This is a genomic window from Streptomyces sp. BK239 (genome assembly GCF_004217285.1).
In the GTDB taxonomy this organism is placed as follows: domain Bacteria; phylum Actinomycetota; class Actinomycetes; order Streptomycetales; family Streptomycetaceae; genus Streptomyces.
Genome location: NZ_SHKS01000009.1, coordinates 46,285 through 60,710, shown reverse-complemented (window position 1 = coordinate 60,710; position 14,426 = coordinate 46,285). Strand labels below are relative to the sequence as shown.

Below are 14,426 nucleotides of genomic sequence, written 5' to 3'. Positions count from 1 at the left end.
CAGTGGTGCTGGGGTCTTACTTGCCGCCGTTGATCTGGGCGGCCTTGATCGCGCCGCTCTGGGCGCCCCACTTTTCCAGCACCTTCTGGTACGAACCGTCCTTGATGATCCCGTCGACGGCCTCCTTGAGGGCGTCGCGCAGCTGGGTGTTCTGCTTGTCGACGACGATGCCGAAGGGGCCGGCGTCGTACTGCTCGCCGACGACCTCGAAGGCGTTGCCGCCGTCGGCCTTGCGGGCCATGTCCACGGCGACCGGGTAGTCGTTGACGCCGGCCACGGCGCCGCCCGACTTCACCCGGGTCTGGGCCTCGGTGTCGTTCTCGAACGACTCGATCGTGATGGCCTTCTTGCCGCCGTCCGTGCACTTCTTGGACTGCGTCTTCAGGGCCTCCTCGTAGGTGGTGCCCCGCTGCACGGCCGCCGTCTGGCCGCAGAGGTCCTCGATGGACTTGATGCCCTTCGGGTTGCCCTTCTTGACGTAGACGGCGGTGCCGGCGGTGAAGTAGTCGACGAAGTCGACGCCCTCGCCCAGCTTCTTGCCCTTGTCGTCCAGGCCTTCCTGGCGCTGCTTGTTGTCGGTGATCGACGACATGGCGATGTCGTAGCGGCCGGTGTTGACCGCGGTGATGAGACCGTCGAAGGAGCCCGAGGTGAACTTGAACTCGACACCGAGCTGCTTGCTGAGCGCGGCGGCGATGTCGGGGTCGACGCCCACGATCTTGCCGCCCTCGACGTACTCCATCGGCGCGTACTCGGCGTTGGTGCCGACCTTGATGACGCCCGCGTCCTGGATCTTCTTCGGCAGCTTGGCGAAGAGGGGCGCCGTGCTGGCCTTGCCCGAAGCGTCTACGTCGCCGCTGCCGCCGCCGGCGGTCTGGTCACCGCAGGCGGTGAGCAGCAGGGCGCCCGCGACCGCGAGGGAACCGACCGCGGCTAGCCGGGTGCGCGCGGCGGTGGTAGGGCGGATGGAACGTGCGGACATGGTGAGTGCCTCCGGCGGATGGAATGGAGATGCCGATGGGTCGACGAGAACACACACCTTCGGGTGTCGCGACCTCGTGTGATTACCGCATCTTGCCATTCGGACTACGCCATTCGAGGGGGCAGCCATGTCAAAATCGGATAACGGGCGACCCCCGAACCGCATCAGTCCGGTACATCACGGCCGCGCTGGGCCGCACCTTCTCCTGGAATCTATTCCTCCGGCCGAAAGATCTTCGGTTCATCTCACGATGCGGTCGCCGGAGATACGGCGTGTACGTCGACTTGAGTGCGTGTCAAGAGTTCGTCCGGTCCTCGCCCTCGTGTTCCGGCGTGAGAGCCATGTCACTGAGATGATCACCGAGGGCCCTCCGGAGCGGTCGGCGGCGTGCGGTTGGCGCTGTGACGTGCGGGGGCTGTGGGACTCCTGCAAGATGCGGCATGTGACCTTGCACGGATTGGACTCGTCCTGGGGCGCGTCCGTCCGGTAAGAAGGTTCTTCACACCCCTCATCCGGGGCTCAGGGCGCGTGTGCGGCGTGCCCGACGCGCAGGCCCGTACGTATCACCGCCTGGGATCTGCGCGATGCCCGCCCACTTCTCAACCAGGAGTGGCCACCCTCATCCATGTACACCTAAGGGGTAAGACACAGTGGCAGCGGAGATCGTCAATCCTCGCAGCGAAAGCGAAGCGGACAATACGGCCAAGGAGGGCGGTGCGGAGCCCCTCGACTCGTTCGATCCGGCGTTCGCGCTGCACCGCGGCGGCAAGATGGCCGTGCAGGCCACCGTCCCGGTTCGCGACAAGGACGACCTGTCCCTCGCCTACACTCCCGGCGTCGCTCGCGTGTGCACCGCGATCGCGGAACAGCCGGAGCTGGTGAACGACTACACCTGGAAGTCGTCCGTCGTGGCCGTCGTCACCGACGGCACGGCGGTCCTCGGGCTCGGTGACATCGGGCCCGAGGCGTCCCTTCCGGTGATGGAGGGCAAGGCGATCCTCTTCAAGCAGTTCGGCGGTGTCGACGCGGTCCCGATCGCGCTCGCCTGCACGGACGTCGACGAGATCGTCGAGACCGTGGTGCGCCTCGCGCCCTCGTTCGGCGGCGTCAACCTGGAGGACATCTCGGCGCCGCGGTGCTTCGAGGTCGAGCGCCGGCTCCAGGAGGCGCTGGACATCCCGGTCTTCCACGACGACCAGCACGGCACGGCGGTCGTGACGCTGGCGGCGCTGCGCAACGCGGCGCGGCTGAGCGGGCGGGCCATCGCCGACCTCAGGGCCGTCATCTCGGGCGCCGGCGCGGCCGGTGTCGCCATCGCCAAGATGCTGGTCGAGGCCGGCATCGGGGACGTCGCGGTCGCCGACCGCAAGGGTGTCGTCTCGGCGGACCGGGAGGACCTGACCGACGTCAAGCGCCAGCTGGCCGGGTTCACCAACAAGGCGGGGCTGACCGGCTCGCTGGAGGACGCGCTCGCGGGCGCCGACGTCTTCATCGGCGTCTCCGGCGGCACGGTCGCCGAGGCGGCGGTGGCCTCGATGGCCGAGGGCGCGTTCGTCTTCGCCATGGCCAACCCGAACCCGGAGGTGCACCCCGAGGTCGCCCACAAGTACGCGGCGGTCGTCGCGACCGGGCGGTCGGACTTCCCGAACCAGATCAACAACGTGCTGGCGTTCCCCGGCATCTTCGCGGGCGCGCTTCAGGTGCGGGCGTCCCGGATCACCGAGGGCATGAAGATCGCCGCCGCCGAGGCGCTGGCCGGCGTCGTCGGCGACGACCTCGCCGCGGACTACGTGATCCCGTCGCCGTTCGACGAGCGGGTCGCCCCCGCCGTGACCGCGGCGGTGGCCGCGGCCGCGCGGGCGGAGGGCGTGGCCCGTCGCTGACGCGGCTTTGACGGACGGCCCCGCCCGCACGGGCGGGGCCGTCCGGCTGTGTGCGCCCCTCGCCGGGCCGGTTGGCAAGAGGGCATGTCTCACAGCGGCGCCCGGTTTCGCCCGCCGGGCGCGGACCCTATCGTCGGCTGCATGTTCGCCGTCTACGCCGCTCGCATCGATCGTGACCAGCCGCTGAACGGACTGGAGTCGGGGGAGCGCCCCGCCCCCGAGCGCCGGCCCGGCTGGAGCACCGTCAACGTCCGCGCCGCCTCCCTCAACCACCACGACCTGTGGTCCCTGCGCGGGGTGGGCCTCGCCGAGGACAAACTGCCGATGATCCTCGGGTGCGACGCCGCCGGCGTCGACGAGGACGGCAACGAGGTCGTCCTGCACTCCGTGATCGGGCAGACCGGGCACGGCGTCGGACCGGACGAGCCCCGCTCCATCCTCACCGAGCGCTATCAGGGCACCTTCGCCGAGCAGGTCGCGGTGCCGACCTGGAACGTCCTGCCCAAGCCGAAGGGGCTCTCCTTCGAGGAGGCCGCCTGTCTGCCCACGGCCTGGCTGACGGCCTACCGCATGCTCTTCACCAACGCCGGCGTACGGCCCGGTGACTCCGTGCTCGTCCAGGGGGCCGGCGGCGGGGTCGCCACCGCCGCCATCGTGCTCGGCCGGGCCGCCGGGCTGCGCGTCTTCGCGACCAGCCGGGACGAGGCCAAGCGCAAGCGTGCGCTGGAGCTGGGCGCCGTCGAGGCGCTGGAGCCGGGCGCACGGCTGCCGCAGCGGGTGGACGCCGTCATCGAGACCGTCGGCGCGGCCACCTGGTCCCACTCGGTGAAGTCCCTGCGGCCCGGCGGCACGCTCGTGATCTCGGGCGCGACGAGCGGGGACCGGCCCTCGCACGCCGAGCTGACCCGGATCTTCTTCCTGGAACTCAAGGTCGTCGGCTCCACGATGGGCACCAAGGAGGAACTGGAGGACCTGCTCGCCTTCTGCGCCGCGACCGGCGTCCGCCCCGTCATCGACGAGGTCCTCCCCCTCGACCGAGCTCGCGAGGGCTTCGAACGCCTGGCCTCAGGCGACCTGTTCGGGAAGGTCGTCCTGACGCACTCCTGACCCGGACCGAAGTGCCCCTCGTCTGTCAACCATGGTTGACGTCCCACTCGTGTCAACGTAAGTTGACGGCATGACCGAAGCAACGGATCTCGCCGCACGCGCCGGCGACCGCGATCCCCGGGTCGGACTGCGCGCCGTCGCCGCCCTGCGCAGGCTGCTGGAGCAGCTGGAGGCGGTGCAGGTGCGCAGCGCCCGTCACCAGGGCTGGTCGTGGCAGGAGATCGCGGCGGAACTCGGCATCAGCAGGCAAGCCGTCCACAAGAAGCACGGGAGGCAGTGATGTTCGAACGGTTCACGAAGGACGCCCGGGACGTCGTACGGGACGCCGTCGAGCAGTGCCAGGGCTCGGGCGTTCGGACGGTGGGCGCCGAGCATCTGCTGCTCGCTCTGCTGGACCGGACGGCGAGCCGGGGATCGTTCGCACTGACCGCTCTGGGGCTGACGGAGGAGCGTCGGCGGTCCGTACGGCTGGCGCTGGAGGAGGCGCGGCGCAGGGCGGGCCTCTCCCGGGCCGACGCCGACGCCCTCGCCGGCCTCGGCATCGACGTCGCGGAGATCGTCTCCCGGGTGGAGGAGGCCCACGGCGTCGGAGCGATGGCCGGTGGGCGCCGGGGCGGTTCAGGCGTCGGCCGGAGCGGGCGTCCCCGCTTCGGCCGCGACGGCAAGGACGTCCTGGAGCAGTCCCTGCGCATCGCCCTGGCCCACCGCGACCGGCACATCGGCGACGAGCACCTGCTGCTCGCCCTCACCGCCCGCCCCGGCCCGCCCGCCGAGACCCTCGCCGACCACGGCGTCACCCACGCGGCCCTGACCCGGGTCCTCTACGGCGAGAACCAGGCCCAGGCGGGCTGAACGGCCGCCGCCGTCTCCTCGACCGCCGGCACTCAGGGCTTCGGGCTCCTGAGAGCGGCGCCGATGTGGGCCGCCGCCGCCGACAGGTGGCGGCGGGTCAGCCGGAGCTGGTCGGGGGTCACACCGTTGTCACGGGCCGCGTCGCGGATGTCGTCGCGGAAGCGGTCCAGCAGGCGCTCCAGGTCGCGGACCGGGTCGCCGCCGGCCTCCTCGTGAGCCCAGGCCGGCTCGTACTCGGCCGGGAAGTCCTCCGGCGTCTGCGAGTACGCCGGAGGCGCGGTCGCGGTCTCCTTGCCGGCGCGGCCGAAGCCGAAGTCGCGCCCGAACTCCCTGCCGTAGTCCTTGCCGAACTCGCCGAACTCCTTGGCCAGTTCGGTCAGGCCCTCCCGCACGCCCGTCGGCCAGTCGCCCCGGGCGAAATGGCTCTGGACCTGCTCCTGGACGCGCCGCGCTATGCGCTGCACCTCCTCCTGGGCCTGGGCGCGGGCCTTGTCCTGGGCCTCTTTGGCCTGCCGTTGGGCCCGCTGGGCCTCCTCGCGGGCCCGGCGGCTCTCGTCCTTGGCGCGGCGGGCCTGTTCCTTCCACTCCTGCTTGGCCCGGCGCATCTCCTCCTTGGCGGCCCGCCACGACTCGTTGTCGCCCGGGTACGCGTGCGCGTCCCCGCCGGCCGTGGGGTCGCGCCGGGCCTCGGTGGCCGCCGCCCGCATCTCGCGCCGCAGATCGCCCGCGGCGCCGCGCACATCGGCGCGGATCTCCGCGGCGAGCTCCGCGACGGACTCGCGGATCTCCATCTCCAGGTCGGCCAGCTCACCGCTGCGGTCGGCCAGCTCGGCCCGCCCGGCGTCCGTGATGGCGTACACCTTGCGGCCGCCCTCGGTGGTGTGGGTGACCAGGCCCTCGGCCTCCAGCTTGGCCAGCCGGGGGTAGACGGTGCCCGCCGACGGCGCGTACAGCCCCTGGAAGCGTTCCTCCAGGAGGCGGATCACCTCGTAGCCGTGGCGCGGGGCCTCGTCCAGAAGCTTCAGCAGGTAGAGGCGGAGGCGGCCGTGGGCGAAGACGGGGGGCATGTCAGAGCACCTTCTTGTCGGTCGTGCTGTCGGCCGGGGCGTCCAAGGAGTCGTCCGAGGGGGGCGAGGGCGCGTCACCCGGGCCGGAAGTCGCATTGTGCCCTGTGCGGGGCCCGGAGCCGTCGGGCGACCCTGCGGCGGGCCCCTCCGCCCTCCCGGAGCCCTCCTCCGCCTCCCAGGGGCCGTCCTCCTCGGCCGCCGGGCGGCGCAACAGGGCGATCGAGCCGGAGACCGTCGTCGCCTTCAGCCTGCCGCTGCCCGCGCCGAGCCGGCCGGTGATCCGCTTGGCGCCCCACTGGCCGCTGACGCGCAGGTCCTCGAAGGCGTTGGACACCGTGCCGCTCGCCGTGTTCGCCTCGACCTCGGCGTCCGCCGGGTGGGGCAGCCGGATCGCGATCTCACCCGAGACGCTGGTCAGGCCGATGTGGGTGGGGCGGCTCGCGGGATCGAGGTCGACGATCATCGACCCGCTCACCGAGTCGGCCTTCACCGAGGAGCCCGCCTCCACGACGGTCAGGTCCCCGGAGACCGAGTTGAAGCGCAGATCGCCGGTGAGGGCCTGGGCCTCCACGTTCCCGGAGACGGTGTCCGCGCGCACCGGCCCGGTCAGCCGCACCAGCGTGGTGTCCCCGGAGACGCCCCTCACCTCGGTGCGTCCGTCGATCCCGGAGACGACCGCCCCGGCGCTCACCGCGCCCACCTCCACGCGCGTGCCCGCCGGCACGGCGAGCGAGACGACGGCGCTGCGGCGCCACCCCTTGCGGTCGAGCCACTTGAGGAACCCCTTCCAGGGCAGGTCCTCGTAGGCCACGGTCAGAATGCCGTCGCGATGCGCCACCACCAGAGGCGGTCCCTCGATGTGCGACACCTCCAGGCGTGCCGGACCGCCGTCGTCCGTGCCCACGACGTTCACCGTGCCGTTGACCACGCGTACGTGCAGCTCGCTGACCGGCTCGTCGAAGGCGAGCTTGCGCGGCTCGGCGACGGACCACTCGGACATGGCAGACCTCCCAGGCGTGGGACAGAGGCGGGTGACACGCCATATCGCGTCTCCCATCAAACACGATATATCGCGGTCACGGAAAGTCAAGACACACGAAAAGGGCGCCCCGAAGGGCGCCCCTGGACGAGGACGGCGGCGAACCGAGGACGGCGGCCGCCGGACCGGCCCTACTCGTCGTCCTCGTCGAACTCGTCGTCCAGCCGCGCCAGCCAGGTCGCCAGACGCTCCACCGGCACCTCGAAGTCGGGGTTCAGGTCCACGAACGTCCGCAACTGCTCGGCGAGCCACTCGAAGGTGACCTCCTCCTCGCCGCGCCGCTTCTCGAGTTCTTCGATGCCACGGTCGGTGAAGTACATGACGAGTGCTCCGTGTGTCGGTCGCAGGGAGGGGACAGCAAAAGGATAGGCGGCCCCCGCCGGCAGGCCGAAGGGCGGCCTCCGGACCCGCACGCCGAGCGGCGGCCTCCGGACCCGCACGCCGAAGGGCCCGCCCCGGAAGACTCCGGGGCGGGCCCTTCGACCTGTACGGCGGGGTTCAGAGGCTCACGCCTCGAACACCTCGCGCACCAGCTGCTCCTGCTCCGCCTGGTGCCGCTTGGCCGAGCCGACCGCCGGGGACGAGCCGTGCGGGCGCGAGATGCGGCGCAGGCGCTCGCCGTGCGGGACGTCCGCGCCGACGGCCAGGTCCAGGTGGTCGATCAGGTTCAGGGCGATGAACGGCCAGGCGCCCTGGTTGGCCGGCTCCTCCTGGGCCCACAGGTACTTCTCGGCGTTCGGGTACTTCTTGATCTCCGCCTGGAGCTCCGCGCCCGGCAGCGGGTACAGGCGCTCGATGCGGATGATCGCCACGTCCGTCGCACCGCGCTTCCGACGCTCGGCCTCCAGGTCGTAGTACACCTTGCCGGCGCAGAAGACGACCTTGCGGACCGCGGCCGGGTCCACCGACGCGTCGCCGATGACCGGGCGGAACTGGCCCGTGGTGAACTCCTCCGCCTTCGACGCGGCGGCCTTGAGGCGCAGCATCGACTTCGGGGTGAAGACGACCAGCGGCTTGTGGTGCGGGTTGTGCACCTGCCACCGCAGGAGGTGGAAGTAGTTCGACGGCAGGGTCGGCATCGCGACCGTCATGTTGTTCTGCGCGCAGAGCTGAAGGAACCGCTCCGGGCGGGCCGACGAGTGGTCGGGGCCCTGGCCCTCGTAGCCGTGCGGGAGCAGCAGCGTGACGCCGGAGGTCTGGCCCCACTTCTGCTCCGCCGAGGAGATGAACTCGTCCACGACCGTCTGCGCGCCGTTGACGAAGTCGCCGAACTGCGCCTCCCACATCACGAGCGCGTCGGGACGGGCGAGCGAGTAGCCGTACTCGAAGCCCATCGCCGCGTACTCCGAGAGCAGCGAGTTGTAGACGTTCAGGCGCGCCTGGTCCTCGGAGAGGTACATCAGCGGCGTGAACTCCTCGCCGTTCTCACGGTCGATGATGACCGCGTGGCGCTGGCCGAACGTGCCGCGCTGGGAGTCCTGGCCGGCCAGGCGGACCGGGACGCCCTCCAGGAGGAGGGAGCCGACGGCGAGGGTCTCGCCCATGCCCCAGTCGATGGTGCCGTCCTCGACCATCGACGCACGGCGCTGGAGCTGCGGCAGCAGCCGCGGGTGCGCGGTGATGTGGTCGGGGATGTTGACCTGGGACTCGGCGATCCGCTTGACGACCTCGGCGGAGACGGCGGTGCTCACCTCGACCGGGAAGTTGTCCTGCCCGTCGCGGGAGTCGCCGGCGACCGGCTGCGCGGTGGCCTCGCGGACCTCCGTGAAGACCTTCTCCAGCTGGCCCTGGTAGTCCTGGAGGGCCTGCTCGGCCTCTTCCAGGGTGATGTCGCCGCGACCGATGAGGGACTCGGTGTAGAGCTTGCGCACCGAGCGCTTCTTGTCGATCAGGTCGTACATCAGCGGCTGGGTGAAGGCCGGGTTGTCCGACTCGTTGTGACCGCGGCGGCGGTAGCAGATGAGGTCGATCACCACGTCCTTGTTGAACGCCTGGCGGAACTCGAAGGCCAGCCGCGCGACGCGGACCACGGCCTCCGGGTCGTCGCCGTTCACGTGGAAGATCGGAGCCTCGATCATGCGGGCCACGTCCGTCGCGTACATGGAGGAACGCGAGGACTCGGGGGCCGCGGTGAAGCCGACCTGGTTGTTGATGACGATGTGGACCGTGCCGCCGGTGCGGTAGCCGCGCAGCTGCGACATGTTCAGGGTCTCGGCCACCACGCCCTGGCCCGCGAAGGCCGCGTCGCCGTGGAGTGCCACCGGCAGGACGGTGAAGTCCGTGCCGCCCTTGTTGATGATGTCCTGCTTGGCGCGGGCGACGCCCTCCAGGACCGGGTCCACCGCCTCCAGGTGGGAGGGGTTCGCGACCAGGGAGACCTTGATCTGCTCGCCGTCCAGGCCGGTGAAGGTGCCCTCGGCGCCCAGGTGGTACTTCACGTCGCCGGAGCCGTGCATCGACTTCGGGTCGAGGTTGCCCTCGAACTCGCGGAAGATCTGCGCGTACGACTTGCCGACGATGTTGGCGAGGACGTTCAGGCGGCCGCGGTGGGCCATGCCGATGACGACCTCGTCCAGGCGCGACTCGGCGGCCGAGTCGATGACCGCGTCCAGCAGCGGGATGACGGACTCGCCGCCCTCCAGGGAGAAGCGCTTCTGGCCGACGTACTTCGTCTGCAGGAACGTCTCGAAGGCTTCCGCGGCGTTCAGGCGGCGCAGGATGCGCAGCTGCTCCTCGCGCTCCGGCTTGGAGTGCGGGCGCTCGATGCGGTCCTGGATCCACTTGCGCTGCTTGGGGTCCTGGATGTGCATGAACTCGACGCCGGTGGTGCGGCAGTACGAGTCGCGCAGCACGCCGAGGATGTCGCGCAGCTTCATCAGGGACTTGCCCGAGAAGCCGCCGACCGCGAACTCGCGCTCCAGGTCCCACAGCGTGAGCCCGTGCTCGGTGATGTCCAGGTCGGGGTGCTTGCGCTGGCGGTACTCCAGCGGGTCGGTGTCGGCCATGACGTGGCCGCGGACCCGGTAGGAGTGGATCAGCTCGAAGACGCGGGCGGCCTTGGTGACGTCGTCGTCGTGGCTGGCGTCGATGTCCTTGAGCCAGCGGACCGGCTCGTAGGGGATGCGCAGGGCCTCGAAGATGTCGTCGTAGAAGCCACTCTCGCCGAGCAGCAGGTTGGCGACCTGGCGGAGGAACTCGCCGGAGGCGGCGCCCTGGATGACCCGGTGGTCGTAGGTCGACGTGAGCGTCATGACCTTCGAGATGCCGAGCTTGTTCAGGGTGTCCTGGGAGGTGCCCTGGAACTCCGCGGGGTAGTCCATGGAGCCGACGCCCATGATGACCGACTGGCCGGGCATCAGGCGCGGCACGGAGTGGACGGTGCCGAGGCCGCCGGGGTTGGTCAGGGAGACCGTGACGCCGGTGAAGTCGTCCATCGTCAGCTTGTTGTCGCGGGCGCGACGGACGATGTCCTCGTAGGCCTGCCAGAACTCGAAGAAGTTCAGCGTCTCGGCCTTCTTGATGGCGGCCACGACGAGCTGGCGGTCGCCGTTGGGCTTCACCAGGTCGATGGCCAGGCCGAGGTTCACGTGCGGCGGCTTGACGAGGGTCGGCTTGCCGTCCTTCTCGCCGAACGACCAGTTCATCGACGGCATGGCCTTGATGGCCTGCACCATCGCGAAGCCGATCAGGTGCGTGAAGGAGATCTTCCCGCCCCGGGCGCGCTTGAGGTGGTTGTTGATGACGATGCGGTTGTCGAACAGCAGCTTCACCGGGACCGCGCGCACGGACGTGGCCGTGGGCAGCTCCAGGGAGGCGTTCATGTTCTTGGCGACCGCGGCGGACGGGCCGCGCAGCGTCACGTACTCGGGCCCCTCGGAGGAACCGGCGGACCCGTCGGCGGGAGCGGCCTTCGCGGCCGGCTTGGCGGCCGGCGCGGCCTTGGCGGGCGCCGGGGCGGCCTTCGCCGGAGCCGCGGCGGCCGGGGCGGCGGCGGGCTTCGGCGCGGCGGCCGGGGCCGGCGCGGGAGCCGGGGCGGCGGGAGCCTGGGCCTGGGCCGGGGGCGTGGTGGTGGTCCCTGCGGCCCCCGCGGCCGCAGTACCCGCCGGAGCCGGAGCGCTGGCGGCCCCCGGCTTGTAGTCGGCGAAGAAGTCCCACCAGGCACGGTCTACCGAATTCGGGTCCTGGAGGTACTGCTGATAGATCTCGTCGACGAGCCACTCGTTCGGACCGAACGCGGCAGCGGGATTCTTCCCCGCTTGGTCTGCGTCGGTCGAGATGCTCGAGTTACTGGGGGACTGTGGCGACACGGCGGCAACCGCCCTCTTCCGCTTCACAAGGTGATGGACAGCGGGAATAAAGGCTACGCCCCTCAGCGGGTGAAGGTCAGGCCGGGCTGCCGCATCGTCACGTAAGTCACATCTTCAAGCGTGTTTCAGGGGTTGAAACGGCGGGAAACAAGCGCAGTTGCGCTGCAAAAGGAAACGTTTGAAGCAGGGTGCGCGCACCGACCGCGCGACCCCCGGGCCGGTTCTTCACGAACCCCGGGCCCACCCGCGCCGACCTGCGTCGGCGCATGCCTGATCGCACCGGTCCGGCTCGCCGCCAGAGGGGCGGCGGCAGCGGGAAACGCCAGTGGATCTTGTGGCTCCGGTTGGCACTTTACGTCAACTTGGCACGGAAGGCTCTCCCGGAAGAGTGATAAGAATCCGGCAACCACGCTCGGATTCGGCCACTCCGATCCGGCCTCCGTGAAGATCGACCGCCCAGCGCGCGATCGCCAGTCCCAGTCCCGTGCCGCCGTCGCTGCCCGGACCGTGCGGCCGGCTGACGGCGCCCCGGTTGAAGCGCTCGAAGACCCGGTGCCACTCCGACCGCGGAATGCCGGGACCCTCGTCCAGCACCTCCAGCTCCAGCGACTCCGGCAGCGGGCCCCGGCGGGCCCTGACCGTCACCCGGCCGTGCGGCGGACTGTGCTTGACCGCGTTGTCGATGAGGTTGGCGACGACCTGGTGGATGCGCTCCGGGTCCGCGTGCGCGGTCAGCTCCGGCGGGGTGACGTCCAGGTGCAGATGGACGTCCGTACGCGTGTGGCTGCCGCCCGAGCCCATCGTCGCGCGCGCGGAGGCCACCATGTTGGCCTCCTTCAGCACTCCCGACAGGTACGGCCACACCTCGAACCGCCGCCTGCGCAGCGGCACCACGCCGTTGTCCAGCCGGGACAGGTCGAGCAGGGTCTCCACCAGCCGGCCGAGCCGCTCGGTCTGCTTCAGGGCGGTGCGCATCGTCTCCGGGTCCGCCTCGGCGATCCCGTCGACCACGTTCTCCAGGACGGCGCGCAGCCCGGCGATGGGCGTGCGCAGCTCGTGGGAGACGTTGGCCACCAGCTCCTTGCGCTGGTTGTCCTGCGCCTCCAGCTCGTCCGCCATGACGTTGATCGTCTGGGCCAGGTCGCCCAGCTCGTCACGGCGGTTCTCGCTGACCCGGCGGGTGTAGTCGCCGTGCGAGATGGCCCGCGCGACCGTGTTCATCTCGTCCAGCGGCGCGGTGAGCGAATGCGCGACGAACTGCGTGATGAGCAGGGTGGCGATCATCGAGAAGACCGTGATGAAGCGCAGCTCCGTCTCGGTGCGCATGGCGATCATCATCAGCCCGGTGGTGATCAGCACCGAGATGACGACGAGCGCACCCAGCTTCGTCTTGATCGAGAACGGTCGCACTCCGCCCCAGGGTTCCCTGGAAACTCTCGGTCCGGCCGGCCCGCCGCTCATGGCGTCGGGGTCTCCAGCGCGTAGCCCACGCCGTGCACGGTGCGGATCCGCTCGGCGCCGATCTTCCGGCGCAGCGCCTTGATGTGGCTGTCGACGGTCCGGGTGCCGGAGGCGTCCGCCCAGTCCCACACCTCCGCGAGCAGCTGCTCACGCGAGAGCACCGCGCGCGGGGTGTTCGCCAGGCACACCAGCAGGTCGAACTCGGTGGGCGTCAGGTGCACGTCCTCCGAGCGCACCCGCACCCGGCGCTGCGCGTGGTCGATCTCCAGCTCGCCCAGGCGCAGGATGCCGGAGCGGGGCGTGGTGGCGGCGACCGCGGCCCGCTCCACGCGGCGCAGCAGCACGTGCACGCGTGCCGCGAGCTCCCGCATGGAGAACGGCTTGGTCATGTAGTCGTCGGCGCCCACGCCGAGGCCGACCAGCATGTCGGTCTCGTCGTCGCGGGCGGTGAGCATCATCACGGGCACCGGGCGGGCGGCCTGCACCCGGCGGCACACCTCGAGGCCGTCGAAGCCGGGCAGCATGATGTCGAGGATCAGCAGGTCGGGCTGCCAGGCCTCGGCGGTGTCGACGGCCGCGGGGCCGTCGCTCGCCGTTTGCACGAGGAATCCCTCGGCGCGAAGGCGGGCCGCGATGGCGTCGACGATGGTCGGGTCGTCCTCGACCACGAGGACGCGCCGCTGCGCGCCCGGGGTCGCCGTCGCCGTGCCGTTGTGTGCGGTGTGTGTCTGCTCCATCGCCCGCCCCTGGGGTGCTGTGCCGGGATCCGTGGGGTGATCCCTTGTCTGCTGTCTGCGCATGACTGCGGTTGACGCGTGAATCATTAGCGTCAGGGCAGCAGCGTACGGGGAGCCGGCGCGGCTTTGCTATCCAGGTCGGACGGCGAGATGCACGATGTCGGGTGCTCCCCGGGCAACCGGGACCTCTTCGGTACGCACCTGTTGGAACCCGGCATTCCTCAGGGTTCGCTCGAATTCGCCGGAGGGTTGTGCGGACCACACCGCGAGAACCCCACCGGGTCTCAACACCCGTGCACAGCCTGTGAGTCCGGCCGGTGTGTAGAGGTCCTCGTTGCCCTCCGTGACCGTCCAGCCGGGGCCGTTGTCGATGTCGAGGCACAGCGCGTCGAAAGTGGCGTATGTCTCATTGACGTACTCCAGCAGGTCCGCTTCCGCGATCTCCGTGCGCGGGTCGGCGAGCGCGGGGCCCGAGATCGCGGCCAGCGGCCCGTCGCGGTGCCAGTCCACGACGGCGCTTTCGCGCTCCACGACGGTGATGCGGCCCCAACGGGCGTCGGCGGCGGCGTGCGCCAGCGAGAAGCCGACGCCCAGGCCGCCGATCAGGACACGCGGCGCGGGGCGGCCGTCGAGCGCGGCCAGCGCCGCGTCCACGAGCAGCCGCTCCGAGCGGCCGTCGGAAGTGTCCATCAGGAAGCAGCCGTTGGCGATGATCTGGAGGACATCCCCCTGCCGGCGCAGCACCACCTCGCCGTAGGGGCCCGTGCGACGGTCCAGCACCTCGGGAAGCTCGTGGAAGACGGACATCGGTCCATCCTGGCACTCGGCCGGCCGTCCGGCGGCGGAACGCGCAACACAGCCCGGCACCCACGTGCGTCGGCTCGTCCAGGATCGGCAACTGGGGGGATTCGACGACGGCTTGAGCGGCACGAGCGGCTCGGCGAGCGCGCGCATCCCCCCTCACGTCGCGCACGCCTCACGACGCCCCGCG

12 protein-coding genes are annotated in these 14,426 nt (G+C 70.7%); 4 read left to right on the top strand and 8 right to left on the bottom strand.

The window, feature by feature from the left end; genetic code table 11:
• Positions 1–16: 16 nt before the first annotated feature.
• Positions 17–982 carry an ABC transporter substrate-binding protein gene (locus EV567_RS24325; RefSeq protein WP_130443622.1) on the bottom strand — a complete coding sequence of 322 codons (966 nt, stop codon included), beginning with the start codon at positions 980–982 and terminating at the stop codon, positions 17–19.
• Positions 983–1,632: 650 nt separating this feature from the next.
• Between EV567_RS24325 and EV567_RS24320 the strand changes: the two genes are divergently transcribed.
• The 4 genes from EV567_RS24320 (at position 1,633) to EV567_RS24305 (ending at position 4,824) form a co-directional block, all read left to right on the top strand.
• The gene (locus EV567_RS24320; RefSeq protein WP_130443620.1) at positions 1,633–2,865 is read left to right on the top strand and encodes an NADP-dependent malic enzyme; all 1,233 of its coding nucleotides are present in this window, start codon (positions 1,633–1,635) and stop codon (positions 2,863–2,865) included.
• A gap of 141 nt (positions 2,866–3,006) precedes the next feature.
• The gene (locus tag EV567_RS24315) at positions 3,007–3,972 is read left to right on the top strand and encodes a zinc-binding dehydrogenase (RefSeq protein WP_130443618.1); all 966 of its coding nucleotides are present in this window, start codon (positions 3,007–3,009) and stop codon (positions 3,970–3,972) included.
• Between the two features lie 70 nt (positions 3,973–4,042).
• On the top strand, positions 4,043–4,252 hold the full coding sequence (locus tag EV567_RS24310; RefSeq protein WP_130443616.1) for a helix-turn-helix domain-containing protein: 210 nt from the start codon (positions 4,043–4,045) through the stop codon (positions 4,250–4,252).
• Complete coding sequence (locus tag EV567_RS24305) at positions 4,252–4,824, top strand: Clp protease N-terminal domain-containing protein (RefSeq protein WP_130443614.1); 573 nt, start codon at positions 4,252–4,254, stop codon at positions 4,822–4,824. Before EV567_RS24310 ends, EV567_RS24305 begins: the two co-directional genes overlap by 1 nt.
• 32 nt (positions 4,825–4,856) lie before the next feature.
• On the opposite strand, the gene EV567_RS24300 is transcribed toward EV567_RS24305, so the two are convergent.
• The 7 genes from EV567_RS24300 to EV567_RS24270 form a co-directional block, all read right to left on the bottom strand.
• Complete coding sequence (locus tag EV567_RS24300) at positions 4,857–5,891, bottom strand: PadR family transcriptional regulator (protein ID WP_130443612.1); 1,035 nt, start codon at positions 5,889–5,891, stop codon at positions 4,857–4,859.
• Position 5,892: 1 nt separating this feature from the next.
• Positions 5,893–6,891, bottom strand: coding sequence for a DUF4097 family beta strand repeat-containing protein (locus tag EV567_RS24295; RefSeq protein WP_130443610.1), 999 nt, complete (start codon positions 6,889–6,891; stop codon positions 5,893–5,895).
• Positions 6,892–7,061: 170 nt separating this feature from the next.
• On the bottom strand, positions 7,062–7,250 hold the full coding sequence (locus EV567_RS24290) for a DUF6104 family protein (protein WP_130443608.1): 189 nt from the start codon (positions 7,248–7,250) through the stop codon (positions 7,062–7,064).
• Positions 7,251–7,436: 186 nt separating this feature from the next.
• A complete protein-coding gene (locus EV567_RS24285) occupies positions 7,437–11,237 on the bottom strand; it encodes a multifunctional oxoglutarate decarboxylase/oxoglutarate dehydrogenase thiamine pyrophosphate-binding subunit/dihydrolipoyllysine-residue succinyltransferase subunit (protein WP_130443606.1) in 3,801 nt (1,266 codons plus the stop codon).
• A gap of 357 nt (positions 11,238–11,594) precedes the next feature.
• Positions 11,595–12,698: a cell wall metabolism sensor histidine kinase WalK gene (locus EV567_RS24280; RefSeq protein ID WP_130443604.1), complete on the bottom strand. Its 1,104-nt coding sequence runs from the start codon at positions 12,696–12,698 to the stop codon at positions 11,595–11,597.
• Positions 12,695–13,435, bottom strand: coding sequence for a response regulator transcription factor (locus EV567_RS24275; protein WP_130443602.1), 741 nt, complete (start codon positions 13,433–13,435; stop codon positions 12,695–12,697). Before EV567_RS24275 ends, EV567_RS24280 begins: the two co-directional genes overlap by 4 nt.
• A gap of 129 nt (positions 13,436–13,564) precedes the next feature.
• Positions 13,565–14,242: a spermidine synthase gene (locus EV567_RS24270; RefSeq protein ID WP_130443600.1), complete on the bottom strand. Its 678-nt coding sequence runs from the start codon at positions 14,240–14,242 to the stop codon at positions 13,565–13,567.
• Positions 14,243–14,426: the final 184 nt, after the last annotated feature.

Coding starts and splice junctions, on each gene's coding strand:
- EV567_RS24325 (WP_130443622.1), bottom strand. CDS start 982: ATGTCCGCACGTTCCATCCGCCCTACCACCGCCGCGCGCACCCGGCTA.
- EV567_RS24315 (WP_130443618.1), top strand. CDS start 3,007: ATGTTCGCCGTCTACGCCGCTCGCATCGATCGTGACCAGCCGCTGAAC.
- EV567_RS24310 (WP_130443616.1), top strand. CDS start 4,043: ATGACCGAAGCAACGGATCTCGCCGCACGCGCCGGCGACCGCGATCCC.
- EV567_RS24305 (WP_130443614.1), top strand. CDS start 4,252: ATGTTCGAACGGTTCACGAAGGACGCCCGGGACGTCGTACGGGACGCC.
- EV567_RS24300 (WP_130443612.1), bottom strand. CDS start 5,891: ATGCCCCCCGTCTTCGCCCACGGCCGCCTCCGCCTCTACCTGCTGAAG.
- EV567_RS24295 (WP_130443610.1), bottom strand. CDS start 6,891: ATGTCCGAGTGGTCCGTCGCCGAGCCGCGCAAGCTCGCCTTCGACGAG.
- EV567_RS24290 (WP_130443608.1), bottom strand. CDS start 7,250: ATGTACTTCACCGACCGTGGCATCGAAGAACTCGAGAAGCGGCGCGGC.
- EV567_RS24280 (WP_130443604.1), bottom strand. CDS start 12,698: ATGAGCGGCGGGCCGGCCGGACCGAGAGTTTCCAGGGAACCCTGGGGC.
- EV567_RS24275 (WP_130443602.1), bottom strand. CDS start 13,435: ATGGAGCAGACACACACCGCACACAACGGCACGGCGACGGCGACCCCG.
- EV567_RS24270 (WP_130443600.1), bottom strand. CDS start 14,242: ATGTCCGTCTTCCACGAGCTTCCCGAGGTGCTGGACCGTCGCACGGGC.